At 69.2% G+C, this 24,308-nt stretch carries 24 protein-coding genes and 1 tRNA gene; 6 read left to right on the top strand and 19 right to left on the bottom strand.

Features of this window, described 5'->3' with window-relative positions; all coding sequences use genetic code 11:
* Nucleotides 1-124: 124 nt before the first annotated feature.
* The 3 genes from AA0Y20_RS10210 to AA0Y20_RS10200 all read left to right on the top strand — a co-directional run bounded on the left by AA0Y20_RS10210 (nt 125) and on the right by AA0Y20_RS10200 (nt 4,127).
* Nucleotides 125-2,137: a DUF262 domain-containing protein gene (locus tag AA0Y20_RS10210; protein WP_412939117.1), complete on the top strand. Its 2,013-nt coding sequence runs from the start codon at nt 125-127 to the stop codon at nt 2,135-2,137.
* Nucleotides 2,138-2,331: 194 nt separating this feature from the next.
* The gene (locus AA0Y20_RS10205) at nt 2,332-3,921 is read left to right on the top strand and encodes an SDR family NAD(P)-dependent oxidoreductase (RefSeq protein WP_412939116.1); all 1,590 of its coding nucleotides are present in this window, start codon (nt 2,332-2,334) and stop codon (nt 3,919-3,921) included.
* Nucleotides 3,915-4,127: a hypothetical protein gene (locus AA0Y20_RS10200; protein ID WP_412939115.1), complete on the top strand. Its 213-nt coding sequence runs from the start codon at nt 3,915-3,917 to the stop codon at nt 4,125-4,127. The genes AA0Y20_RS10205 and AA0Y20_RS10200 overlap by 7 nt, the downstream gene beginning before the upstream one ends.
* A gap of 88 nt (nt 4,128-4,215) precedes the next feature.
* Here AA0Y20_RS10200 and AA0Y20_RS10195 read toward each other — a convergent pair whose 3' ends face one another.
* From AA0Y20_RS10195 to AA0Y20_RS10170, 6 genes are all read right to left on the bottom strand, one after another.
* Nucleotides 4,216-5,268: a 2,3-butanediol dehydrogenase gene (locus AA0Y20_RS10195; RefSeq protein WP_412939114.1), complete on the bottom strand. Its 1,053-nt coding sequence runs from the start codon at nt 5,266-5,268 to the stop codon at nt 4,216-4,218.
* A gap of 25 nt (nt 5,269-5,293) precedes the next feature.
* On the bottom strand, nt 5,294-5,842 hold the full coding sequence (locus tag AA0Y20_RS10190) for a TetR family transcriptional regulator (RefSeq protein WP_412939113.1): 549 nt from the start codon (nt 5,840-5,842) through the stop codon (nt 5,294-5,296).
* A gap of 47 nt (nt 5,843-5,889) precedes the next feature.
* Nucleotides 5,890-6,132: a hypothetical protein gene (locus AA0Y20_RS10185; protein ID WP_412939112.1), complete on the bottom strand. Its 243-nt coding sequence runs from the start codon at nt 6,130-6,132 to the stop codon at nt 5,890-5,892.
* Between the two features lie 96 nt (nt 6,133-6,228).
* Nucleotides 6,229-6,300 (bottom strand) — tRNA-Gln (locus AA0Y20_RS10180).
* Nucleotides 6,301-6,383: 83 nt separating this feature from the next.
* Complete coding sequence (gene gltX, locus AA0Y20_RS10175) at nt 6,384-7,898, bottom strand: glutamate--tRNA ligase (protein ID WP_412939111.1); 1,515 nt, start codon at nt 7,896-7,898, stop codon at nt 6,384-6,386.
* A gap of 10 nt (nt 7,899-7,908) precedes the next feature.
* Nucleotides 7,909-8,865, bottom strand: a complete 957-nt coding sequence (locus AA0Y20_RS10170) for a LysR family transcriptional regulator (RefSeq protein ID WP_412939110.1) — start codon at nt 8,863-8,865, stop codon at nt 7,909-7,911.
* Between the two features lie 80 nt (nt 8,866-8,945).
* Between AA0Y20_RS10170 and AA0Y20_RS10165 the strand changes: the two genes are divergently transcribed.
* On the top strand, nt 8,946-9,995 hold the full coding sequence (locus tag AA0Y20_RS10165; RefSeq protein ID WP_412939109.1) for an aminotransferase class V-fold PLP-dependent enzyme: 1,050 nt from the start codon (nt 8,946-8,948) through the stop codon (nt 9,993-9,995).
* Nucleotides 9,996-10,021: 26 nt separating this feature from the next.
* On the opposite strand, the gene AA0Y20_RS10160 is transcribed toward AA0Y20_RS10165, so the two are convergent.
* On the bottom strand, nt 10,022-10,198 hold the full coding sequence (locus AA0Y20_RS10160; RefSeq protein ID WP_412939108.1) for a hypothetical protein: 177 nt from the start codon (nt 10,196-10,198) through the stop codon (nt 10,022-10,024).
* A gap of 181 nt (nt 10,199-10,379) precedes the next feature.
* Here AA0Y20_RS10160 and AA0Y20_RS10155 point away from each other — a divergent pair, with 181 nt between their 5' ends.
* Complete coding sequence (locus tag AA0Y20_RS10155) at nt 10,380-10,934, top strand: adenylyl-sulfate kinase (protein WP_412939107.1); 555 nt, start codon at nt 10,380-10,382, stop codon at nt 10,932-10,934.
* Between the two features lie 9 nt (nt 10,935-10,943).
* Here AA0Y20_RS10155 and AA0Y20_RS10150 read toward each other — a convergent pair whose 3' ends face one another.
* Genes AA0Y20_RS10150 through AA0Y20_RS10130 form a run of 5 tightly spaced genes read right to left on the bottom strand, consistent with a single transcriptional unit; the run spans nt 10,944 to nt 16,779 of the window.
* Complete coding sequence (locus AA0Y20_RS10150; RefSeq protein WP_412939106.1) at nt 10,944-12,233, bottom strand: MFS transporter; 1,290 nt, start codon at nt 12,231-12,233, stop codon at nt 10,944-10,946.
* Nucleotides 12,226-12,990, bottom strand: coding sequence for a fumarylacetoacetate hydrolase family protein (locus AA0Y20_RS10145; protein WP_412939105.1), 765 nt, complete (start codon nt 12,988-12,990; stop codon nt 12,226-12,228). The genes AA0Y20_RS10150 and AA0Y20_RS10145 overlap by 8 nt, the downstream gene beginning before the upstream one ends.
* Nucleotide 12,991: 1 nt before the next feature.
* Nucleotides 12,992-14,098 carry a branched-chain amino acid aminotransferase gene (locus AA0Y20_RS10140; protein WP_412939104.1) on the bottom strand — a complete coding sequence of 369 codons (1,107 nt, stop codon included), beginning with the start codon at nt 14,096-14,098 and terminating at the stop codon, nt 12,992-12,994.
* A gap of 42 nt (nt 14,099-14,140) precedes the next feature.
* Complete coding sequence (locus AA0Y20_RS10135; RefSeq protein ID WP_412939103.1) at nt 14,141-15,193, bottom strand: 3-isopropylmalate dehydrogenase; 1,053 nt, start codon at nt 15,191-15,193, stop codon at nt 14,141-14,143.
* Between the two features lie 38 nt (nt 15,194-15,231).
* On the bottom strand, nt 15,232-16,779 hold the full coding sequence (locus tag AA0Y20_RS10130) for an MFS transporter (RefSeq protein ID WP_412939102.1): 1,548 nt from the start codon (nt 16,777-16,779) through the stop codon (nt 15,232-15,234).
* A gap of 63 nt (nt 16,780-16,842) precedes the next feature.
* Here AA0Y20_RS10130 and AA0Y20_RS10125 point away from each other — a divergent pair, with 63 nt between their 5' ends.
* Nucleotides 16,843-17,388 (top strand): TetR/AcrR family transcriptional regulator, encoded by a 546-nt coding sequence (locus AA0Y20_RS10125; protein WP_412939101.1) that lies wholly within the window; start codon nt 16,843-16,845, stop codon nt 17,386-17,388.
* Nucleotides 17,389-17,428: 40 nt separating this feature from the next.
* Here AA0Y20_RS10125 and serA read toward each other — a convergent pair whose 3' ends face one another.
* From serA to AA0Y20_RS10090, 7 genes are all read right to left on the bottom strand, one after another.
* On the bottom strand, nt 17,429-19,033 hold the full coding sequence (gene serA / locus AA0Y20_RS10120; RefSeq protein ID WP_412939100.1) for a phosphoglycerate dehydrogenase: 1,605 nt from the start codon (nt 19,031-19,033) through the stop codon (nt 17,429-17,431).
* A gap of 130 nt (nt 19,034-19,163) precedes the next feature.
* Nucleotides 19,164-19,490 (bottom strand): hypothetical protein, encoded by a 327-nt coding sequence (locus AA0Y20_RS10115; protein WP_412939099.1) that lies wholly within the window; start codon nt 19,488-19,490, stop codon nt 19,164-19,166.
* Nucleotide 19,491: 1 nt separating this feature from the next.
* On the bottom strand, nt 19,492-19,950 hold the full coding sequence (locus tag AA0Y20_RS10110; RefSeq protein ID WP_412939743.1) for a hypothetical protein: 459 nt from the start codon (nt 19,948-19,950) through the stop codon (nt 19,492-19,494).
* Nucleotides 19,951-20,011: 61 nt separating this feature from the next.
* On the bottom strand, nt 20,012-20,749 hold the full coding sequence (locus tag AA0Y20_RS10105) for a hypothetical protein (RefSeq protein ID WP_412939098.1): 738 nt from the start codon (nt 20,747-20,749) through the stop codon (nt 20,012-20,014).
* Nucleotides 20,750-20,890: 141 nt separating this feature from the next.
* Complete coding sequence (gene ilvC / locus AA0Y20_RS10100; protein ID WP_412939741.1) at nt 20,891-21,955, bottom strand: ketol-acid reductoisomerase; 1,065 nt, start codon at nt 21,953-21,955, stop codon at nt 20,891-20,893.
* The gene (gene ilvN / locus AA0Y20_RS10095; RefSeq protein ID WP_071918201.1) at nt 21,952-22,461 is read right to left on the bottom strand and encodes an acetolactate synthase small subunit; all 510 of its coding nucleotides are present in this window, start codon (nt 22,459-22,461) and stop codon (nt 21,952-21,954) included. Before ilvN ends, ilvC begins: the two co-directional genes overlap by 4 nt.
* A gap of 1 nt (nt 22,462) precedes the next feature.
* Nucleotides 22,463-24,265, bottom strand: a complete 1,803-nt coding sequence (locus AA0Y20_RS10090) for an acetolactate synthase large subunit (protein WP_412939097.1) — start codon at nt 24,263-24,265, stop codon at nt 22,463-22,465.
* Nucleotides 24,266-24,308 lie beyond the last annotated feature (43 nt).

Raw genomic sequence — 24,308 nt, 5'->3', positions numbered from 1 at the left:
CGGATCATGACCTTTCTGTCGGACAAGCGAAGTTTTTACAGGCCCGACTTAGGTCAGCCTACCTAGGGCTCCTGAGCGCGCCGGTAGACTCGTCCGAGGTTTTCGAGGAGCGATTTCGGAGAACATGAGCACTGCCACGAATGTCGAAGCGACCGCTGTCAACACGATCGGCTGGCTCTCGGCATCCGAGACCACCATCGTCGTCCCGGTCTATCAACGGCAGTATCGCTGGGACATCGGCGGCTGCGAGCAGCTGCTCGGCGACATCCGGTCGGTCTCCGCGTCCGATGACTCCCACACGCACTTCATCGGATCGATCCTCTCCACCGCGAGCACCTCGGCGGACGACGATGCCCAGCTCGTGCTCATCGACGGTCAGCAGCGCATCACCACTCTGATGCTCCTCGTGGCAGCGCTTCATCACACCCTGCGTGACGACGACCCCGACCTCGCGCGCGAACTGGAAGCGGTGCTGGTGCGTGCGGAAGACCCCACGCGCACCAAACTCCGTCCCCACCGCGCGTGGGCCGATGTGTTCGAGAGCGTCGTCCTCGATCAGCGCGGCCCCGACGACGAGCAGCGCGCCTCGCGCTTCGACGACAACTACGCGTTCTTCCGCAGCCAGATCCGCCCCGGCGAGGCCGCCGCGCTGTGGCGCGGCCTGCAGAAGCTGGAGCACGTCGCGATCACCCTGGGGCCGCAGGCCAACGCGCAGCAGATCTTCGAGAGCCTGAACTCGACCGGCGAACCGCTGCGCGACCACGAGCTCATCCACAACTACGTGCTCATGGGGCTGACGCACGCCGAGCAGAACGAGATCGAGCAGGAGTACTGGCTCCCGATCGAGCAGAACACCGGCGACGCGATCGGGTCGTTCTGGAACCACTATCTCGTCATGCTGACCGGCCGCGAGGTGCTCATCACGGGCGGGCGCGGCGTGTACGACGTCTTCCGGCAGCAGTTCCCCCGGCTCGACATCAGCAGCCTGCGCGAACACGCGACGAGCTGGCTGACGTTCTCGGAGATCTACCGCGAGCTCCTCGACCCGACCACGAGCGACGACCCGGAGGTCGGGCGGCAGCTCGGCTACCTGGCCGTTCTGGGACGCCAGATGTTCCCCCTCGCGATGCGACTCGTCCACGACCAGCGCGCCGGCATCCTGCCCCGCGATGAGCTGATCGCCCGGCTCGAGGACATCCAGTCGCTTCTGCTGCGGCGTGTGGTCGTCGGCATCGCGACCGAGCGGCTCGTCGCGCGCCTGTGCCGCGCGTACGCCGACGGACCGGATGCCCTCACCCGTGCCATCGCCCGCATCACGCCCTCGGACGAGCGCGTGCGCGTGGGCCTGAAGTACAGCGACCTCCCCCATCCGCGCTACGTGCTGGGCCGCCTTGCCGGCGTCGACCCCGCCGACCTCCTCGACGTCTCGCCTGTCTTCCCCGCCGGCGCCGGCGACGACTGGACCGGAGACGGCACGCGACGGTTCGCCGACTACAGCGAGGACGAGCAGAACAGCCACCGCGCTCTGGCCCACACGATCGGCAACCTCACGCTGCTCGAACAGGACCGCGCAGAGCGTGCGCTCGACGCCGCCTTCCCGCAGCTGCGTCCCCTCCTGGCCGGCAGCGCCGTGGAGATGTCGCGCGACCTCGCGGAACGCCCGCACTGGGACACCGCCGCGATCGGAGCACGTACCGAGGAGCTCGCGGCCCGCTTCGTCGACCTCTGGCGCCGTCCGTCTCTCACGGGGATCGACGACGACAACCTCACCCCGATCCTCGACGCCAAGCTGCGCCGAGGCTGGCCGCGGGGCTGGCAACGCGAGTTCGACTACGTCGAATTCCGCGGCGAGCACTGGGAGGTTCCGGACGTCCGGTACCTGTTCAACCGCGTCTTCAAGCGGCTGTGGGTCGACTCCCGCCAGAGCGTCGTGGACTTCAGCGCCCGTCGCGGCGGACCGGTGTATCCCGCGATGGCATGGAACGGCCAGTGGGACGAACTCGGCGAGGGCAGCTACCTCTACATGGGCTGGGACTCGCGCTACATGCTCACGGCGGTCCAGGGCGTGCTCGAGGAGGCCGGTTGGGCGTCGGAGGTCTTCCTGAAGTACTCGTACATCGGTGAGGCGATGCGCTGATCGCCTACCAGAGTGCGGAGGGCGGCGTCAACAACCCCGACAGACGGTCTGAAACCGCGTAGCTTCACTCTTGTACGTGAGCGGCTCGGTAGAGACGGTGTTCGGGTCACTTTCTCCCAGGGCTCACTGACGGCCCCGCTGTGAGATCTCATCTCCAGCGGGGCCGTCCCCTTTCACCCCGGCGTCGGCGACGTATGGCTCGCAGTTCCCGACATCCATCGCAGTTCAAGCTGCGCCCGACGCGCGAAGGTGCGCCGCATGCTCCACCGGAGTCGCTCAGGCCGGGTGTCGTAGAATTCCGTGTGCTTCCCGACACGACCTTCCCCGCTTCCGTCGCGCCCAGCGGCATCGATCCGGCCGACCTCGCCGCAACGCTCCGCGTTCTGGAGCAGCTCGCCGACATCGACCACGCCCACCCGGACTACGTCACGGTGCGTCGCGCGACGGCGGCGATGTTCAAGGCGGCGAAGAAAGTGCGGCGGCGCGAGATCCGGGATGCCATCGCCTCGGCCGATCGCGCCGTGGTTCACGCCACGGCGACGGGGGCTCCGGACCGCATCGATGACGAGACCCGCGGCATCCCGATCTCTTCGTCGACGACCGCACCGGTCGCGGGCACGCTCATCAAGGCGCGCGCCTGCTACATCTGCAAGCAGCCGTACACGCTCGTCGATGCCTTCTACCACCAGCTGTGCCCGGACTGCGCGGCGCTGAGCCACGCCAAGCGCGAAGCGCGCACCGACCTCACCGGACGCCGCGCCCTCCTGACGGGAGGCCGGGCGAAGATCGGGATGTACATCGCCCTGCGGCTGCTGCGCGATGGTGCACACACGACCATCACGACGCGCTTCCCGCGTGACGCGGTACGCCGCTTCACGAGCCTGCCCGACTCGTCGGAGTGGATCGAGCGGCTCAAGGTCGTCGGCATCGACCTGCGCGATCCTGCCCAGGTCGTCGGGCTCGCGGATGACGTCGCCGCGGCCGGTCCGCTCGACATCCTGATCAACAACGCGACGCAGACGGTCCGGCGCTCCCCCGGCGCCTACCAGCCCCTCGTCGACGCCGAGCTCTCCCCGCTGCCGGACGGACCGCTGCCCGAGCTGGTCACGTTCGGCCACACCAACGACATGCACCCGCAGGCGCTCGAGCGCTCGGTCAACGCTCACCCGATCCTCGCCGCGGCAGCTTCGCGTGCCGACGAGCTCACCGAGCAGGCTATGGCTGCGGGCTCGAGCTCGCTCGAACGCCTCGCCGCCGGCACGGCGATCGACGCCGGCGGGCTCATCCCCGACCTCGACAGCGTCAACTCGTGGACGCAGCGCGTCGGCGACGTCGACCCGCTCGAGATGCTCGAGGTGCAGCTCGCCAACACCACCGCGCCCTTCCTGCTCGTCTCGAAGCTGCGGGCCTCGCTGGCAGCGAGCCCGGCCCGCCGCACCTACGTCGTCAACGTCAGCGCGATGGAAGGCGTGTTCAACCGCGGCTACAAGGGCCCCGGCCACCCGCACACGAACATGGCCAAGGCCGCGGTGAACATGCTCACGCGCACGAGCGCCCGCGAGATGTTCGAGACCGACGGCATCCTGATGACGAGCGTCGACACCGGATGGATCACCGACGAGCGCCCCCACCCGACCAAGGTCCGTCTCGCTGAGGAGGGATTCCACGCTCCGCTCGACCTCGTCGACGGCGCCGCACGCGTCTACGACCCGATCGTCCGCGGTGAGGCGGGCGAGGACCTCTTCGGCGTCTTCCTCAAGGACTACTCCCCCGGCGCATGGTGAGACTGCCCGCTCCCGGCAACCGTGTGGTCGTCCGCTACCTGCTGCCGACGGGACAGGCGACGGACGCGCTCGGCGAGCTGCTGAGCGCGGACGACGAGCTGGTCGTGGTCGACGGCAAGCGCGGTGTCGAGCGCATCCGCCGCTCGGACATCGTTGCGGCGAAGCCCGTACCGCCGCCGCCCGCGCCGCGGCCGCGCCGCATCTGAGGCCCCTCTTGCGACCGAGGATGCGAGAGCCCGCGAGTCGATGACATCGAATCGCGGGCTGTCGCTTCGAGGCGTCAGGCGTCAGGCGTCAGGCCTCGGAGCGCACCAGGATCTTCGCGCCCGCGCCGCCCCGCAGTTTCTCGATGGCGCCGACCACGTCGTCGATCGGGACCTCCTCGACCCACCCTGTCGTGTCGTAGACACCGCGCGACATCGCATCGATGACCGCATCGAAGTCGGCCGGGAGGTACGCCAGCGCACCCGCGATCTCGGTCTCGGCCATCACGAGCTGCGTCGGCGAGAACTCCATGGCGCGCTCGTGGATCGCGACGACGACCAGGCGTCCGCCGGGCACCAGGCTCGCGAGTCCCGACGTGATCGCGGGTCCGGCGCCGGCGGCGTCGAACGCGACATCGGCACCGCGTCCGCCGGTCAGCTCGGCCACCGCGGCGGCGAGGTCGCCCGAGACGGGGTCGACGACCGTCGCCCCGAGCGCGGCGATCGTCTCGCGTCGAGACGCGCTCGGCTCGGAGACGAGGACCTTGTCGACACCGCGGGCCTTGAGAGCGAACCAGACACCGATGCCGATAGGACCGGCACCCGCGACGATCGCAGTCTGCCCCTCCTTCACGTACGAGCGCTCGACAGCGTGCCAGGCGACGGCCATGGGTTCGACGAGGGCGCCCATCCGCAGATCGACGTTCTCGGGAAGCTTGTGAAGCATCGAGACCGGAACCGTCGTGTATTCCGCCATGCCACCGCCGTGCGAGCTGAGGCCGTGGAAGCCGATGTTCTGGCATGCGTTGAACATGCCCTTCTCGCACGCGGGGCACTCGCCGCAGTAATACACAGGCCAGACCGCGGCGCGATCACCGACCGAGACGCCCTCGACGCCCTCTCCCACCTCGACGACGGTTCCCGCGAACTCGTGACCGAGGATCTGCGGAAGCTGTGCGCCTGTCACGGGGTGCGGTTCGTCGAGTGTCAGGCCTGCCGCTTCGGGAGCGTAGTAGACGTGCAGGTCCGACCCGCAGATGCCCGCGAAAGCGTTCTTCAGCTTCACCTGACCCGCGCCCGCCGTCGGTTCGTCGACGTTCTCGACGCGGAGATCCTCCTTCGCGTGGAACACTGCTGCCTTCATCGTGATCTCCTCTCGTTCGGCTGCGTCACCGCAGCCACCATTCCGGTGATGCGGCGAGGATCGCCCTCGTCGCCCACGTCACATCGTCCGCGCCCGAGCGCAACCAGGCCTCGATGGCCGCAACCGTGCCGCCCGCGGCGTAGGCCACGGCGATCTCTCGCGACGGGAGGTCGGCGATCGCCGGTGGCTCGATCTCGGGATGCCGTTCGAGCCACTCTTCGAGTCCCGACGTGATGACCCGCTCGAGTACGGCCCGGATCGGTGCGGCGAGGGATGGATGCAGCGCACCACGGTAGACGTCAGCGCGTCCCTTCACGTGAGCGAGCAGCAGAGCCTCCGCCGTCGAGAGCGAATCGAGCTCGCCGACGCCGGCGAGGACGTCCGCCAGCTCGACGCTCAGGGCATCGGCGACGAGCGAGACAGGCGCATCGGCGTGACGATAGAAGGTGTCGCGGGTGACGCCTGCGGCTCGGCAGACCTCGGACACCGACAGCTCGGCGAGGGGCCGGGCGGCCGCGAGATCGAGCGCGGCTCGGCGCAACGCCTCTCGGCTGCGCATCGACCGCGGGTCCATGACCTCAGTCTATCCGACACCTGTCAGATAGAGCGCGGATCGTGTCGTCAGCCCTCGCGACGCCGGTCGGCCCGCTCGTCGGCGTGGGCATCGGCCGCCTCGGGCACCGCTGAGATGTCGATCGGGATGCCGACGGACGAGATCCCGACCCCGCCGAAGGGCACCCCAGCGGGATCCGCAAGCGGAGCCTCGTCGGGCAGGAGCTCGGCGTTCGACTTACGACGCAGGGGCTCGGAGGGCAGGCCCGCCCACTCGCTCGGTTCCTCCGGTCGCTGCATGAAGAGTCCCATAGGCCCATTCTCACCCCGGACGCGGGGTCGGCGCATGACCTCACACGCAACGCAGATGAAACAGAAAAGCCCCGCCGTAGCGGGGCTTCCTCGAAGCTGGGGTACCTGGACTCGAACCAAGAACAACGGTACCAGAAACCGCCGTGTTGCCAATTACACCATACCCCATGGTCGGTTTGACCTCAGTCGCACCGAGGAATAACTCTACCTGACGGAGAGGTTGCGGCCAAACCGAGCGCCGCCCGGGCGCGTCAGCCCACGCGCTGCACCAGCGCGTCGAGCCGGCGGATGGTCTCGGCCTTGCCGAGCAGCTCCATCGACTCGAACAGCGGCGGCGACACGCGACGGCCGCTGAGCGCCACGCGGAGCGGCCCGTAGGCGACACGGGGCTTGAGTCCGAGGCCTTCGATGAGGGCGGGCGCGAGAGCATCCTGCACCGCGGCCGCCGTGAAGCCCTGCTCGGGGACGAGCTCGAGGGCGCCGACCGACGCGACGAGCACCTCCCCCGCGTTGGCCGGGAGCCCGGCAAGAGCGTCGTCGTCATACGTGACATCGGCGCGGAACAGGAAGCCGAGCAGACCCGGCGCATCGCCGAGCAACTGCATCCGCTCCTGGACGAGCGGCGCGGCGGCCTCCAGCATCTCGCGCTCGCCCGCCGTCGGCGGGTTCTCGATCAGCCCCGCGCCGGCGAGGTAGGGCACCAGGCGCTCGGCGAAGTCGGCGGGCGCGAGCATGCGCACGTGGTCGCCGTTGATCGACTCGGCCTTCTTCTGGTCGAAGCGGGCCGGGTTCGGGTTCACGTCTGCGATGTCGAACGCGGCGATCAGCTCGTCGCGGGTGAAGACGTCTCGGTCGGGGGCGATCGACCATCCGAGCAGCGACAGGTAGTTCAGGAGGCCCTCGTGGATGAAACCCTTCTCGCGCTGCAGGAAGAGGTCGGCCTTCGGGTCGCGCTTCGAGAGCTTCTTGTTGCCGGTGTCGCCGAGGACGAGGGGCATGTGGCCGAAGCGCGGGACGAAATCGGTGACGCCCGCCTCGATCAGCGCCGCGTACAGCGCGAGCTGACGCGCCGTCGAGGGCATGAGGTCCTCACCACGCAGGACGTGGGTGACGCCCATCAGGGCGTCGTCGACGGGATTCACGAATGTGTAGAGCGGGATGCCGCCCGCCCGGACGATGACGAAGTCGGGGAATGATCCGGCCGGGAAGGTGACCTCGCCGCGGATGAGATCGACGAAGGTCAGGTCGTGATCGGGAACGCGCAGGCGCCACGCGGGCTCTCGCCCTTCGGCCCGGAAGGCCGCCTTCTGCTCGTCGGTGAGGTCGCGGTCGTAGTTGTCGTAGCCGAGCTGCTTCGCCCGACCGTTCACCTCGTTGCGAGCGTCGATCTCCTCGGCGGTCGAGTACGACTCGTAGACGACGCCGGCGGCGATGAGCTTGTCGAGCACCCCGCGGTAGATGTCGTGGCGCTGGGACTGTCGGTACGGCGCGTGCGGACCGCCCTTCTCGACGCCCTCGTCCCAATCGATCTCGAGCCACCGCAGAGCTTCGAGGAGCTGCTGATAGCTCTCCTCGCTGTCGCGCGCGGCGTCGGTGTCTTCGATGCGGAAGACCATCTTGCCGCCGTTGTGACGGGCGTAGGCCCAGTTGAACAGGGCCGTGCGGATGAGGCCGACGTGGGGCAGACCGGTCGGCGACGGGCAGAACCGCACACGGACATCGGTTCCGGTGGCGGTCGTGGTGGCGGGGTGAGGTGCGCTGGACATCCCCTCCAGCTTAGTTCTCGTCGGCCTCGGCGCCGGTGAGCTCCGCGACGACAGAGCGCAGGTGGCTCAGGACCGACGCCACCGCGGGAACCCGACCCGCGCCGCCGGCGGAGACGGCGTGGATGGCGCGGCGTTCGCCCGGCGGCAACGGCCGCGTCACCACGCCGGCCAGCACCGGGAATGATGCGACCGCGAGCCCGGGGAGAGTCGCGACGCCGATCCCCTGCGCGACGAGTTGCTCGACCGCGACGAAATTGTCCGTCTCGAATCGGATCGCCGGGACGAAGCCGGCTCGACCGCATACCTCGAGAAGATGACCACGGCAGCGGGGGCACCCGGCGATCCAGGCCTCGTGCGCGAGCGGGGCGATCTCGATGGCGCCCGCGCCCCGGGCGGCCGGGTGATCGGACGGCAGCACCGCCAGCAATTCGTCGTACCCGATGACCTCGGTGTCGAGACCCCGGGCGTTCTCGCCGTGCGGGTCGCTCCGATCTCCCGGGTAGCCGAAGGTCAGCGCGATGTCGGCGCGGTCGGCGCGCACATCGGCGATCGCCTCCGGTGGCTCCGCCTCGACGTACGTCAGGGTGAGTCCCGGCTCTGCCTGGGCCAGCCGGTCCATGAGCCGCGGGAGCACCGTCGGCGAGGCGGAGGGGAAGCCGACCATCCGCACGGTCCCCGATCGCAGCCCCGCGAGCTCGGCGAGTTCGCCGGATGCCGCCTCGATGACGGTCGCCACCGCCGCTGCGTGCCGGGCGATCACGCGACCGGCCTCGGTGAGCCGCATCCGTCGCCCGACACGCTCGACGACCGGCACCCCCACACGTTGCTCCAAGCGTTTGATCTGCTGACTCACGGCGGGCTGGCTGTAGCCCAGGGCCGCTGCTGCCGCCGTGATCGACCCGCCGTCGGCAATCGCACGCACGACCCGGAGCTCGGCGATGTCGAGGCGATAGTCAGGAGTGGCCATGGCAAAAGATAACTGGATGTGATGGGTTTCATGCAAGTCCTGCCGTAGACCAATGAGTGAGACTGGTCGAGGCTGGTCTCATGCAGACGACGACCCTCCCACCCCAGGAGCTCTACGCGGCGTTCGCCGGGTCACGCGGCTACCTCGCGGCTTGCAGCACCGGCCTGCCCACCCGCGCGACGCGGGCCGCGGTCGTCGCCGACCTCGATGCTCGCCCCGACCTCATTCACTATGCGGACGTGGCAGAGCGTTGTCGGGCGCACTTCGCGCGGCTGGTGTCGACCGCGCCCGAACGCGTGGCCATCGGGTCGCAGACGTCGGTTCTGGTCGGAATGATCGCGGCATCCCTCCCCCACGGTGCGACCGTGCTCTGCCCCGAGGGCGAGTTCTCGTCGCTCGTGCTGCCGTTCGTGCACGCCGGTCGCGACATCCGGGTCCGCTCGGTGCCCCCGGCCGACCTCGCCGAAGCAATCACCCCGGATGTCGACCTCGTCGCGTTCTCGGTCGTGCAGTCGGCGACCGGAGAGGTCGCCGACTGCACCGCGATCGTCGACGCGGCCCGGCGGAGCGGCGCGCGCACCCTGTGCGACGCGACGCAGGCGGCCGGGTGGCTTCCTCTCGACGCGGAAAAGTTCGACGCGCTGGTCTGCCACTCCTACAAGTGGCTGTGCGCGCCTCGCGGCGTCGCCTTCCTGGTCCTTCGAGACGACTTCGCCGCCCGGCTCACGCCGGTCCATGCCGGCTGGTACGCCGGCGAGGATCCGTGGGCTGCCTGCTACGGGGGCGACGCGTCGCTCGCGCGCTCCGCCCGGCGCTTCGACGTGTCACCGGCCTGGCAGGCGATGGTCGGCGCGGAACCCGCACTCGCGATGTTCGCGGATGCCGACGCCGACGCTCTCCACGCACGGGTGACCGGCCTCGCCTCGGCTTTCCGCCGACGACTCGGGCTCCCCGAGCCGCTGCGGGCCACCCCGATCGTCACCTGGCCCGACCCGACGGGTGTCGGTCTGTCACGCCTGACGGCCGCCGGCGTCACGGCATCCGGTCGCCGCGGCAACGCGCGCGTCGCGTTCCACGTCTTCAACGACGAGGCCGACGTCGAGCTCGCCGCGAACGCTCTCCTCGGCTGATCAACCGCAGGTGGCGGGCACAGCCGTCACGCGGTCGGCGCCCAGCCCGTCGCACCGATCGCGTCGGCGATGTGGGGATCACCCGCGAACTCGATGCCATCGGTGAAGAAGCTGATGATCACCAGCGCGAACATCAGCGCGATGGAGAGGAAGAGGATCGCGCTCGAGACGAGGGCGATGATCAACTGTGCGCGGTGATTCATGACTCCACGGTGCCAGCCTTCCGCGCCGGAGCAAAATGCTTGCCGCCGAAAGCCCCAGCGACTAGAGCGTGTTGCTGAACCCGTTTCGGCAGGGCGGGGCCAGTCTCGAAGGCGCACCGGGCGTGCCGGAGTCTGCCTCGTCGCGACCTCGCATTGGCTCACGTCGTAGCAGTGTGGGCGAATGCCCACGGAACTTCCCACAGAGGTCATCTTCATCGGTGGTCGCTCCGGCGTGGGAAAGTCCTCCGTCGCCGCCGAGGCCTCGCACCTGCTGGCGCAAGCGGACATCCGTCACGCCGTCATCGAAGGCGACAACCTCGATCAGGCGCACCACCAGACGTGGCGTGAAGGGATCGACCTCACCGGGCGAAACCTCGCGGCGATCTGGCGCAACTACCGCTCGATCGGCTACTCGCGGCTGATCTTCACCAACACCGTGAGCGTCCTCGAGATGCCCTCGCTCAGCGCCGCTCTCGGCGGACAGGTCCACTCGTTCGGCGTGTTGCTCACCGCTGACGACGACACAGCAGCCCAGCGTCTGGCTCAGCGTGAGATCGGGACGGCGCTGGACGAACACATCGAGCGCAGCAAGCTCGCCGCCGCGCGACTCGACGCCGCCAGCACGGCACACAGAGTGCGGACCGACGACCGCCCCCTCGCCGACATCGCTGCCGAGATCCTCCGATCAGCAGGCTGGCTCCCCGGCGCGCCGAGCCCCGGTGAACGACGCGTTTAGCAACGCACCCTAGGCGCCGACCGTGTCGGCCGCACGGTCGGCCGATCGCGCCGATCGCACCGCCAGCGCCCCGAGGATCGCGACGACCGCGACCACGCCGAGAGCGCACACCGACAGACCCGCGTAGCCGATCAACCCCAGCACTCCCCCGGCGGCCGCTGCTCCCGCGGCGCCGACGACGTTCATGATCGCGTCGCTTCGCCCCTGTCGCGCCGTGCGACGCTCCGGCGAGGACGCCTCGGTGAGCAGCGCCGAACCCGCCACCGTGGCCGCGCTCCAACCGAGCCCGAGCAGGACCAGGGCGACGGTGACAGTGACGGCCGAATCGGCGCCGAATGCACCGACGACGAGGGATACCGCGAGCAGGACCTGGCCGAGGAGGATGGTCGGCAGACGCCCGAGACGATCGGCGATGACGCCGAAGACGGGCGATAACGCGTACATGCCGGCGATGTGCAGACTGATGGTCAGACCGACCACCGACAGCTCGGCGCCGTGGTGGACGAGGTGCAGAGGCGTCATCGCCATGACCGACACCATCACCCCGTGCGACCCGGCGATCGCGACGACCGCGTACCGCGCCGCACCCGGCCGATCCTCGCGTGCCTGGTGCGGAGCCGACGGCTGCGTGCCGTCGGCGTTCGAAGCGCGCGCGAGAAGCAGCGGGTCGGGTCGGAGCGCGATCAGGTAGAGCGCGATAGCCAACAGCTGCGCGACGGCTGTGAACAGGTACGGGCCGGTCAGCGGCGGCATCCCGACGGCAGCGCCGACGTCCTCGCCGATACCGACCAGATTCGGGCCGAGCACCGCACCGATGGTCGTGGCCCAGACCACGATTGACAGGTCGCGTCCACGTGTGCGGTCCGTGGCCAGGTCGGTCGCGGCGAAGCGGGATTGCAGGTTTGCCGCCTGACCGGCTCCGATCAACGCGAATGCGACGAGCAGCACCGGGAACGATCCCGTGGCCGTGCCGAAGACCACGAGGACGACGCCGACGAGCGCCAGCAGCATCCCGAGCGTGAGTGCGGGGCGTCGCCCCGATCGCGACGCGAACGAGGCCAGCGGAACGGCGAGCACCGCAGCGCCCAGCGTCACCGCCGCCGTCGGGAGACCGGCGAGGGCGTCATCTCCTGTGAGCCGCTCGGTGATGACGGCCCCGAGCGAGATGGTCGATCCGAAGCCGATGCCCCCGAGCACCTGACCGAGCGAGAGCACGACCAGCGCGCGGCGACGCACGGCATCGCGGGAACCGATGTCGCCGGTGGTGCGCTGAGCGGAGCTGCCCGCCGTGTCAGACATCCCGGACGATGTTGCGCAGGATGCCGAGACCGTCGATCTCGACCTCGACCACATCGCCCGCGACGAGGGGGCCGACGCCCGCGGGCGTCCCCGTCAGGATGACGTCGCCCGGCAGCAGCGTGAACGCCGCGGAAGCGTAGGCGATGAGGTCGGCGATGCCGTGGACCATGTCCGTCAACGGAGCGCGCTGCTTCTCCTCGCCGTTCACACGCGCGACGAGCTGGGCCTGCGACGGGTCGAACTCCGTCTCGATCGCCGGCCCGAGGGGGCAGAACGTGTCGAACCCCTTCGCGCGCGTCCACTGGCCGTCGCTGCGCTGCAGGTCGCGCGCGGTGACGTCGTTCGCGATCGAGTAACCGAAGACGTGGCTCAGCGCATCGTCGGCCGACACGTTGCGGGTGACCTTGCCGATGACCACGGCGAGCTCTCCTTCGAAGTCGACCTGCTGCGACTGCGTCGGACGCACGATCGCATCGCCCGGACCGATGACGGAGGTGTTCGGCTTGAAGAACAGCAGGGGCTCGGCCGGGACCTCGTTGCCGAACTCGGCCGCGTGCTCACGGTAGTTGCGACCCACAGCGATGATCTTGGAACGCGGGATGACGGGAGCGAGCAGCACGGCGTCGCTCAGTGCGACCCGCTCGCCCGTCGTGTCGTAGCCCGCGTACAGCGGGTCGCCGGCCAGGGTCACCAGGTCGGTGCCGTCGAGGATGCCGTAGCGGATGGCCTCGTTGTGGGAGAAACGGACGATCTTCATCTCAGCCGTCCAAACGCACGAGCCAGCCGTGCTTGTCTTCGCGGCGGCCGTACTGGATGTCGGTCAGCTCCTCGCGCAGCGACAACGCGAGCTCCCCGACGGGCTGCTCGTCGAAGAAGTCATGCCCCTTCAGCACACCGATCGGCGTCACCACCGCAGCCGTGCCGCAGGCGAAGACCTCGACGATGTCACCGGATGCCACGCCCTGGCGCCACTCGTCGAGCGAGACGGCGCGCCCCTCGACCTTGTGTCCGCGGTCGCGCGCGAGCTGCAGGATCGAGTCGCGGGTGATGCCCTCGAGGATCGAGTCGGACTGCGGCGTGACGATGGTGCCGTCCTTGTAGACGAACACGACGTTCATGCCGCCGAGCTCCTCGACGTTGCGGTCCTGGTCGAGGAAGACGACCTGGTCGCACTCGTTCTCGTACGCCTCCGCCTGCGGCAGCAGGCTCGAGGCGTAGTTGCCGCCGGTCTTCGCCGCCCCCGTGCCGCCCTTGCCCGCGCGGGCGTAGTCCTCGCTGAGCCAGATCGACACCGGCTTCACGCCGCCGGTGAAGTAGGCCCCCGCGGGGCTCGCGATCAGGTAGTACGCGACCTTGTTCGCCGGGCGAACGCCGAGGAAGGCCTCCTTCGCGAACATGAAGGGACGCAGGTAGAGCGACTGGTCCGCACCGGAAGGGACCCACGCACCGTCGACTGCGATGAGCTCGCGGAGCGACTGGATGAACCATTCGACGGGCAGCTCGGGAAGCGCGAGCCGGCGCGCCGAGCGCTGCAGGCGGCGACCGTTCTGGTCGGGACGGAAGGTGTGCACCGAGCCGTCCGCGTGGCGGTAGGCCTTGATGCCCTCGAAGATCTCCTGCCCGTAGTGCAGCACCGCCGCGGCCGGGTCGAGGGTGATCGGGCCGTAGGGCTGGACCCGCGGTCGGTGCCAGCCACCGCGGACCGACCAGCAGATGTCGACCATGTGGTCGGTGAAATGGGTCCCGAACCCGGGGTTCGCGAGGATCTCGTCGCGGCGTGCGGCCGGGGCCGCGGCGAGGTTTCGAGTGACCGAGAAATCGAGGGGTTCGAGTCCGGCGTCGGGGTCGTTGTCGAGGAGCGTCATCTGTCTTCCCAGAGAATGTCGGGCGGCGGGGCGGTTTCCAGGCTACGCCTGGAGTCGAGCCGTGATCGCGTCGCCGATCTGTGTCGTGGTGCGAGGGTCCGAACTGCGGTCCGCGATGTCGGCCTCGACCGCGTGTGTCACGCGTCGAGCGGCCTCCGTGAGCCCGAGGTGATCGAGCAGCAATGAGACGGAGAGGATCGCGGCCGTGGGATCGGCTTTCTGCTGACCCGCGATGTCGGGCGCCGATCCGTGGACGGGCTCGAACATCGAGGGGAACGCGCCGTCGGGGTTGATGTTCCCCGAAGCGGCGAGGCCGATGCCTCCGGTGACGGCGCCGGCCAAGTCGGTCAGGATGTCGCCGAAGAGGTTGTCGGTGACGATCACATCGAAGCGGCCCGGGTTCGTGACCAGGAAGATCGTCGCCGCGTCGACGTGCAGATAGTCTACGGCGACGTCGGGGTGCTCGGTCGCCACCTCGTCCACGACGCGCTTCCAGATGCCGCCGGCGTGCACGAGGACGTTCGTCTTGTGCACGAGCGTCAGCTTCTGCCGCCGGCGCTCGGCGAGGTCGAACGCGTAGCGCACGACCCGCTCGACGCCGAAGGCCGTGTTGACCGATGTCTCGTTCGCCACCTCGTGCGGGGTGCCGCGCCGGATGCTGCCGCCGTTGCCGACGTACGGGCCCTCGGTGCCTTCGCGGACCACGACGAAGTCGATCTCCCCCGGCTCGGCGAGGGGGCCCGGAACGCTCGGGTACAGCTTCGAGGGTCGCAGGTTGACGTAGTGGTCGAGCTCGAAGCGCAGCTTGAGCAGGAGACCGCGTTCGATGTTCGCGTCACGCAGCCGCGGATCGCCGGGAACTCCCCCGACCGCGCCGAGCAGGATCGCGTCGTGCCCAGCGATCGCCTCGAGGTCGTCGTCGGTGAGTGTGTCGCCGGTCTCGAGGAACCGGGCGGCGCCGAGCGAGAAGCGCGTCTTGTCGATCACGACATCCGCTCCCGCCACCGCCGCGTCGAGCACCTTCTCGGCCTCGGCGACGACCTCGGGTCCGATTCCGTCACCCGGAATCACGGCCAGCTTCACGACGCGCGACATCGCTCTCCTCGTTCTCGGCGAAGCGGCGCGTCGAACGCTCAGTGCTCGGCACGCCGCGAGTGGGATCCCTTCAGCGTAGTGGCCGCGATGATGCCCGCGAAGACGACGAGCACCGCGCCGATCGCCGCGGTCACGCCGACACCGGAATCGAACGCGTGCGCCGCGGCATCCATCAGCTGACGACCCAGCGGCTCCGGGAGGTCCTGAGCGACGTTGACGGCTCCGGCGAGGGTCTCACGCGCCGCGTCCGCCGCTGCCGCAGGCACTCCGTCCGGGACGACCATGCCGACGCGATACATCGCCGTGAGGATGCCGCCGAGCACAGCGGTACCGAGAACGGCACCCACTTCGTAAGCGGTCTCGGAGACCGCGCTGGCAGCTCCGGCCTTCGCGGGGGGCGCGCTCGCGAGCACGAGCTCGTTCGACACGGTCTCCGCCGCGCCGATACCCATGCCCAACAGTGCGAACGCGAGAACGAGCTCGATCATGCTCTCGGCGTCGGTGAGCAGCGCGATCATGACGTACCCGGCGGCAGAAAGCGTGAGAGCGGCGGGGACGACGATTCGCGGCGAGACCCGACGCGAGATCGGCACCACCCCCAGCCCGGCGACGATCATCATGGCGAGGCCGGGAACCAGGGCGAGCCCCGCCTGGAGCGGCGAGAGGCCGACGATCAGCTGCAGATGCTGCGTCACGAAGTAGAGGAAGCCGACGAGGGCCACGACGCTCAGCAGATTGACCAGCAGCGCACCGCTGAATGTGCCGCGGGAGAACAGCCGCATGTCGAGCATCGGTTCGCTCGCACGAAGCTGGCGGCGCACGAAGAGCCAGCCGAACACCAGTCCGAGGGTGAACAGCACCGGCGGGGTGACACCCCAGCCCTTCACCGCGAAGTCCTTGATCGCGTACACGATCGGCACCATCGTCAGCATCGAGAGGGCGATGCTCATCGGATCGACGCGACCCGGCCGCGGGTCGCGGCTCTCGGGCACGAGGAACGGCGCGAGCACGAGCAGCGGCACGAGGACCGGCACCGCCATGAGGAAGACGGAGCCCCAGCTGAAGTGCTCCAGCAGCAGACCGCCGACGATCGGCCCGAGGGCGGCACCTGCCGAGAACATCGACGCCCAGACGGCGATCGCGAGACGCCGCTGATCCCGATCCGTGAAGATGCTGCGCAACAGCGAGAGCGTGGAAGGCATCAGCATGGCGCCGAACACTCCCATCGCGGCACGAGCCGCGATCAGCAGTTCGGCACTCGGGGCGAACGCCGCCAACGCGGAGACCGTCGCGAACCCGGTCGCTCCGATCAGCAGCATCCGGCGACGCCCGAATCGGTCGCCCAACGACCCCATGGTCACGAGCAGGCCCGCGAGGATGAGCGGGTACACGTCGATGATCCACAGCTGCTGCGCGCTCGTCGGGCTCAGCGCACGAGCGATCTCCGGCAGGGCGAAGCTGAGCACCGTGTTGTCGACCGACACGAGCAGCACGGGCAGCATGAGCACGCCGAGGGCTGCCCACCCCCGCCAGCCGACGCGCCGGCCCTGGCCGTCCGCGATTGCGATCTCTTCTGTCAAAGTCATAAGTTCACCGTCCAGCCGGTATAGTAACAGCATCGGGCGTCGAGTCGCGAGAGGATTGAGAACATGAGTCGTCCCCCACGTGCCCGCGAGAGCGTGCTCGACGCGTACGAGAACCTCCTGATCTCCGACGGCGCACGCGGCGCGACCATGGATGCCGTCGCCGCGGCCGCCGGCGTCTCGAAAGGCGGCCTGCTCTACCACTACAGCTCGAAAGAGGCCCTCGAGACGGCGCTGCTGGACCGGATGATGGAACTCGCCCGTCTCGACGTCGACGACATGGCGCAGCATCCCGAGGGCATCGTGGCCGCGTACCTCCGTACCTCGGTCATGGAGGACAGTGCGCTCGATCGCGCGCTGCTGGCCGGCTCCCGGCTCGCGCAGAGCGGCCACCCCGCAGCCAGCAGCGCACTGCGCGACGTACGGACGCTGTGGGAGGACGCCTTGCGCGGTCACACCCGCGACGAGACCGCCCTGCAGCTCGTGCTGCTGGTCGGCGACGGCCTCTACTTCAACAACGCGCTCGGCGCGGGAGCTGTCGTCGGCCCCGTGCCCCAGGGAGAGGACTTCGACGCGCTGATCCGGCTCGTGCTCGGAGTCGCGCAGAAATGACCGATGCCCGGGACGGAGCCCCGGGCATCGGATCGAGTTCTCAGAACCCAGTCAGCTCGATCTGGCGGAACAGGTCGGCGGCCACGGCCTCGCGCATCTCGTCGAGAAGGTCGTCGGGCACCGGCGAGTCGACGGTCAGCACCGAGAGGGCGCGCCCGGAAGCATCGGGGCGCGCGACCTGGAGGCCGGCGATGTTGATGCCCGCCTGCCCCAGCTTCTGGCCGTAGATCGCGACGATCCCCGGACGGTCGGCGTAGCGCATCACGACGTGATGCCGTTCGATCGGGACCTCGACCTCGTACCCGTTGATGCCGACGACCTTGGGGACCATCCGCGTTCCGGCGAGCGTCCCCTCGACGGTCAGCACCGAGCCGTCGGAGAGCGTGCCCCGCAGGATTGTGATGTTGCGGTACAGCGGGCTCTCGGATTCGACGATGAGACGCGTCTCGATGCCGCGCTGCTCGGCGAAGAGCGGAGCGTTCACGTACGAGACGTTCTCGCTGACGATGTTGGTGAAGATCCCCTTCAGCGCGGCGAGCCGGTAGACGCTCACGTCGTAGTCGGCGAGCTCACCGCGGACCTCGATGTCGAGGCTCGTGAGCGCGCTCGGCGCGAGGCCCGTGAAGATCTGGCCGAGCTGCTCGACCAAGGCGATACCGGGTCGGACGAACGGGTCGATGACTCCCCCCGCCACGTTGACCGCGTCGGGCACCAGATCACCCTCGAGCGCCAGCTTCACCGACTTCGCCACCGACACGCCGGCCTTCTCCTGCGCCTCATCCGTCGAGGCGCCGAGGTGGGGTGTCACCACCACGTTGGGCAGCGACAGGAGCGGGAAGGCGGTGCCGTCCTCCTTCGGGGGCTCGCTCGTGAAGACGTCGAGCCCGGCGCCGGCGATCTCACCGGTGGTGAGTGCGGTGTACAGGGCTTCCTCGTCGATCAGCCCGCCGCGTGCGACGTTGACGACGTAGGCCGTCTTCTTCATCCGCGCGAACTGCTCGGTGCCGATCATGCCGGTCGTCTCCGGCGTCTTGGGCATGTGGATCGTGACGAAGTCGCTCTGCGCGAGCAGCTCGTCGAGGGTCAGCAGCGTGACGCCCAGCTGCTGGGCACGGGTGGGGGTGACGTAAGGGTCGTAGGCCACGACGCTCACGCCGAACGCCTGCAGCCGCGCGGCGATCAGCGCACCGATGCGACCCAGGCCGATGATGCCCACGGTCTTCTCGAACAGCTCGGTTCCGGTGAAGGAGGAACGCTTCCACGCACCCGCGGCGAGAGACGCGTGTGCGGCAGGGATGTGCCGGGCGAGACTCAGGATGTGACCGACCGTCAGTTCGGCCGCCGAGATGATGTTCGACGTCGGAGCGTTGACCACCATGACGCCGGCGGCCGTCGCGGCCTTGATGTCGACGTTGTCGAGCCCGACACCCGCGCGAGCGATGACCTTGAGCGACGGAGCGGCGGCGATCGCCTCGGCATCCATCTTCGTCGCCGAGCGGATCAAGACCGCATGCGCGTCGGCGAGGGCCGGGAGCAGTGCGGCACGGTCGGCGCCGTCGACCGATCGGACCTCGAAGTCAGGACCGAGGGCGTCGATCGTTGCGGGCGAGAGTTCTTCGGCGATGAGCACGACGGGCTGGGGCACGGACGATCCTCTGGAGCATGCGCAGAAGCGCGGAACGGGTGGTCGCCACGACAGCCGACGGCGGTGCGGCGGGTCGTCTCAGCCTAGCGCGGCGTCGACGGCACCCATGACCGTGTGACGCTCGGCCGTCTCAGACAGCGCCGGACGTCAGGGCGAACGACAGGACGTTCATGAAGAAGACCGCAGACAGTCCCAGACCGGCGAGGAGGATCAGGGCGAATGCTCCCGACCGCCGGCGCCATCCGAGCGCGAACGCGGCCGCGAAGATGACGATCGGCAGCACGACCGCAGCGATCACGGCGACCCACCCCACCGCGGTCCGCCCCGGCGACGCGGCGATCACGAGCGGAACCGCAGCCCATACCGCGTACGCGTAGAACAGGCCGAACGCTCCGGCGACCGTGGTCACCCGCCATACCGCGGGCGTCCTCGGGACTTCCTGGGTCTCCGTCACCATGTCAGCTCCCGGCTCCGAGTGTCGCGAACGGCCAAGGCACGAGCAGCAGGGCGCCCGCGACGAGCCAGGTGAAACGGATCCATGCGCGAGACCCGCGCGTCAGCACGTACGCGGCGAGGAACCAGATCGCCGGTGCTGCGACGGCGAGCACGAGCACGGGGACGGATATGGCGGAGTCGATCCCGAGCAGTCCGCTGAGGTTGTGGACGCGCATCCCGCCCACGAACCAGCCGACCGAATACAGCAGGTAGATCCCGCCGAGCACTCCCAAGGAGATCAGCGCGGCGTTGCTCAGCACCTGCGGTGCAGTGTCGTCGCTGCCCTCGCTCGCTGCGTCTGCCGCCACCTCCGACGGCTCGTCGAGCTGCCGTCGAGGCGACGCGGTCTCGGAAGCGGGTGCCGACACGAGAGTCGGGTCGTCGTCTCCGGCCCAGCTCAGAGCATCGTCGTCGCGGTTCATCACGCACTCAGCGTAACGCCCGCCTGCGGGCGGCCGGGAGTCGCAGCCGAGCTCGGAGAGCTCAGCGGCCGATCTGACGGCCGCCGCGCAAGACCAGCACGACGACCCCGACGCCGGCGACCGCCAGCGCGCCGCCCCAGGGAGCCCATACCGCGGGCTCCGCGAGTTCCGCGCCCGAGCCGTCGTGCAACGACCCCACCCGCACGGCGTCGGTCCGCCCCGTGGGATCCTCGGCGGGTACCGACGCGCCCAGTTCGGCCGAGCCGCCGACATCGGGACCACCGTCGATGTGGACGACGTCGCTCGGTGCCGGAGTCGGCGACGCCGGGTCGCCGGTGCGGGGAGCCAGGCGCAGCAGGGCACCGAGGCGAGCGGCGACCGGTGCGCGCAGCTCGATCTCGACCTCGCCCTCGACGCGCGGCGGGACGGGCGAGGGCGCCGGTGGCACCGTGACGGGCGGCGAGGGGTCCACGGGCGGCAGGACCGGCGATGGACTGGTGCTGGGAGACGGTGTGGGCCCGCTGCCGGTCGGCGACGGGGCGGGCGTCGGCTCCGGCTCCGGCTCCGGGGAAGGCGAGACGGTCTCCCCCGGCGCAGGGACCGAGACGTCGTCGTCGGACTGACCGTCGTCATCCGGATCCGTCGGCGCGACCGGGGAGTCCGCACGCGGGATGATCTCGACCTCGCCGGTCGTGGTCGCCCAGACGGACGGTGCGGTGATCGCCCCCGCGACCACAGAAGCTGCGACGCACACCGCCCCCAGGCGCGCGCGAGCGAACTGCTTCTTACGGACGGGCATGCATCCATCGTAAAAGGTCAGGGCGCTCCGAGCACGCCGAAAGCCCGGCCCCTGATGGGGACCGGGCTTCCGTGGCACGAGGCCGGGCTCGACGGGGTGCCGCCGAGGGTCGCGGAGCGGACGGTGCCGCTCGTTCGCGGGTCAGCGCGCGGCGCTGCCCTCGATGTAGTCGCTGTCCTGCTGCTTCCACGCGAAGAGACCGCGCAGCTCCTTGCCGGTCGCCTCGATCGGGTGACCCTGCTCCTTCTCGCGGAGGCCGAGGAACTCGGGGGCGCCGTTGTCCTGGTCGGCGATGAAGCGCTGTGCGAACGCGCCCGACTGGATGTCGGCGAGAACAGCCTTCATGTTCTCCTTCACCTCGGGCGAGATGACGCGGGGGCCCGAGACGTAGTCGCCGTACTCGGCGGTGTCGGAGATCGACCAGCGCTGCTTGGCGATGCCGCCCTCCCACATGAGGTCGACGATCAGCTTGAGCTCGTGGAGAACCTCGAAGTACGCGATCTGCGGCTGGTAGCCGGCCTCGATCAGCGTCTCGAAGCCGTACTGCACGAGGTGGCTCATGCCACCGCAGAGCACGGCCTGCTCGCCGAAGAGGTCGGTCTCGGTCTCCTCGGTGAAGGTGGTCTTGATGACGCCGGCGCGCGTGCCACCGATGGCCTTCGCGTACGACAGCGCGGTGTCCCACGCCGAACCCGACGCGTCACGCTCGACGGCGATGATGTCGGGGATGCCGCGGCCGGCGACGAACTCGCGACGCACCGTGTGGCCCGGCGCCTTGGGCGCGACGAGGATGACGTCCACGCCCTCGGGAGCGTCGATGTAGCCGAAACGGATGTTGAAGCCGTGCGCGAACGCGAGGGTCTTGCCCGCCGTCAGCTTGTCCTTGATGGAGTCCGCGTAGATCGAGCGCTGGTGCTGGTCGGGCGCCAGGATCATGATCAGGTCGGCCCACTCGGCGGCATCCGCCACGTTCTTGACCTCGAAGCCCTCGTCCTGCGCCTTCGCGGCCGACTTCGAGCCGTCCTTGAGGGCGATGACGACCTCGACGCCCGAGTCACGGAGGTTCTGGGCGTGGGCGTGTCCCTGCGAGCCGTAGCCGACGATCGCGACCTTCTTGCCCTGGATGATGGACAGGTCGGCGTCGTCGTCGTAGAAGATCTCGGCCATGTTCTGTGTTTCTCCTTGATTCGTGGTTCGGAAGGTCAGCCGCGCAGAACGCGCTCGGTGATGCTCTTACCGCCGCGCCCGATGGCGAGCAGACCCGACTGGGCGAGCTCCTTGATGCCGAAGGGCTCGAAGGCGCGCAGGATCGCGTCGATCTTGCCGCGGTCTCCGGTCACCTCGACCACCAGGGCGTCGGGGGCGTAGTCGACGATCGCGGCACGGAACAGGTTCGCGACCTCGATGACGTTCGAGCGGGTCTGGTTGTCGGCGCGCACCTTGATGAGGATGTGCTCGCGCTGCACCGACGATGAGAAGTCGAGCTCGACGATCTTGATGACGTTGACGAGCTTGTTCAACTGCTTCGTCACCTGCTCGAGAGGCAGCTCCTCGACGTCGACGACGACCGTGATGCGCGAGAGTCCCGGCACCTCGGTGACGCCGACCGCGAGCGACTCGATGTTGAAGCCGCGTCGGGCGAACAGCCCGGCGACACGGGTCAGCAGACCCGGCTTGTCCTCCACCAGGAGGCTCAGCACGTGGCGCGACATCTCAGGCCTCCTCGTCGAATGCGGGCGCGTGCTCGCGGGCGTACTGGATGTAGCTGTTGCTGACGCCCTGCGGGACCATCGGCCACACCATCGCGTCGGCGCTCACGACGAAGTCGATGACGACCGGCCGGTCGTTCGTCTCGAGGGCCAGCTTGATGGCGTCGTCGATCTGGTCCTCGGTCTCGACCCGGATCGCGAGGCAGCCGTAGGCCTCTCCGAGCTTGACGAAATCAGGGATCCGCGCCGTGCCGTGCCCCGTGTTCAGATCGGTGTTCGAGTGACGGCCGTCGAAGAACAGCGTCTGCCACTGCCGGACCATGCCGAGCGACGAGTTGTTGATGATCGCGACCTTGATCGGGATCTGGTTGATGACGCAGGTCGCGAGCTCCTGATTGGTCATCTGGAAGCAGCCGTCGCCGTCGATCGCCCACACCACACGGTCGGGCTGAGCCACCTTCGCCCCCATCGCAGCGGGGACCGCGTAGCCCATGGTGCCGGCGCCGCCGGAGTTCAGCCACGAGTTGGGGCGCTCGTACTTGATGAACTGCGCCGCCCACATCTGGTGCTGGCCGACGCCGGACGCGTAGACGCCCTCGGGACCGGTGAGCTCGCCGATGCGCTGGATCACGTGCTGCGGCGACAGCAGTCCGTCGGTCGTCGGGGCGTAGCCGAGGGGGAACTCCTCGCGCAGCCCGTCGAGGTAGGCCCACCACTCGGTCGTCTCGGGCTTACCGTCGCCGATCACACCGCGGAACGCCGACTCGAGGTCGACCAGCACGTCGCGCACGTCGCCCACGATGGGGACGTCGGCGAAGCGGATCTTCGAGATCTCGGCGGGGTCGATGTCGACGTGCACGACCTTGGCATGCGGAGCGAACAGCGACGCCTTCCCGGTCACCCGGTCGTCGAACCGCGCGCCGAGCGCGACGATCAGATCGGACTCCTGCAGCGCCAGCACGGCCGGGACCGTACCGTGCATGCCGGGCATGCCGAGGTGCTGGGGGTGCGAATCGGGGAACGCGCCGCGGGCCATGAGCGTCGTGACGACCGGCGCACCCGTCGCCTCGGCGAGGGTCAGGAGCTCTTCCGAGGCACCGCCGCGGATGACTCCGCCACCGACGTAGAGCACGGGCTTCTGCGACTCGGCGAGCAGCTGTGCGGCTGCCTGGATCTGCTTGCCGTGCGCCTTCGTCACCGGGCGGTAACCCGGCAGGTCGACCTTCGGCGGCCATACGAAGGGCGCCGTGTTCTGCTGGGCGTCCTTCGTGATGTCGACGAGCACGGGGCCGGGGCGGCCCGTGCCGGCGATCTCGAACGCCGCGGCGATGGCGCCGGGGATCTCCTCGGCGGTCTTCACGAGGAACGAGTGCTTCGTGATCGGCATCGTGATGCCGACGATGTCGGCCTCCTGGAAGGCATCCGTCCCCATGAGGGTCGAGAACACCTGTCCCGTGATGCAGACGAGCGGCACGGAGTCCATGTAGGCGTCGGCGATCGCCGTCACGAGGTTCGTCGCACCGGGGCCGGACGTCGCGATCGCGACTCCGACACGACCGGATGCCGCGGCGTACCCTTCGGCGGCATGGCCGGCGCCCTGCTCGTGGCGGACGAGGATGTGGCGGACCGCTTCGTCGTCCATGAGCGGGTCGTAGACGGGCATGATCGCGCCGCCCGGGAGGCCGAAGACCTCGGTGACCCCGAGGTTGTCGAGCGAGCGGACGACGGCCTCCGCTCCCGTGATGACGGGTGCCGAGGGCGTACGGGACGGCGGCCGAGGAATGGCCGCGGAGATGTCGGTGGACATGGTGATGAACCTCGCTGAAGAAGAGGAGACGATGTCGGAGCCG

Source organism: Microbacterium pratiae (assembly GCF_047302165.1).
Taxonomy (GTDB): Bacteria; Actinomycetota; Actinomycetes; order Actinomycetales; family Microbacteriaceae; genus Microbacterium.
The sequence above is the reverse complement of the archived record's forward strand: the minus strand, read 5'-3'. Positions and strand labels throughout refer to the sequence as shown.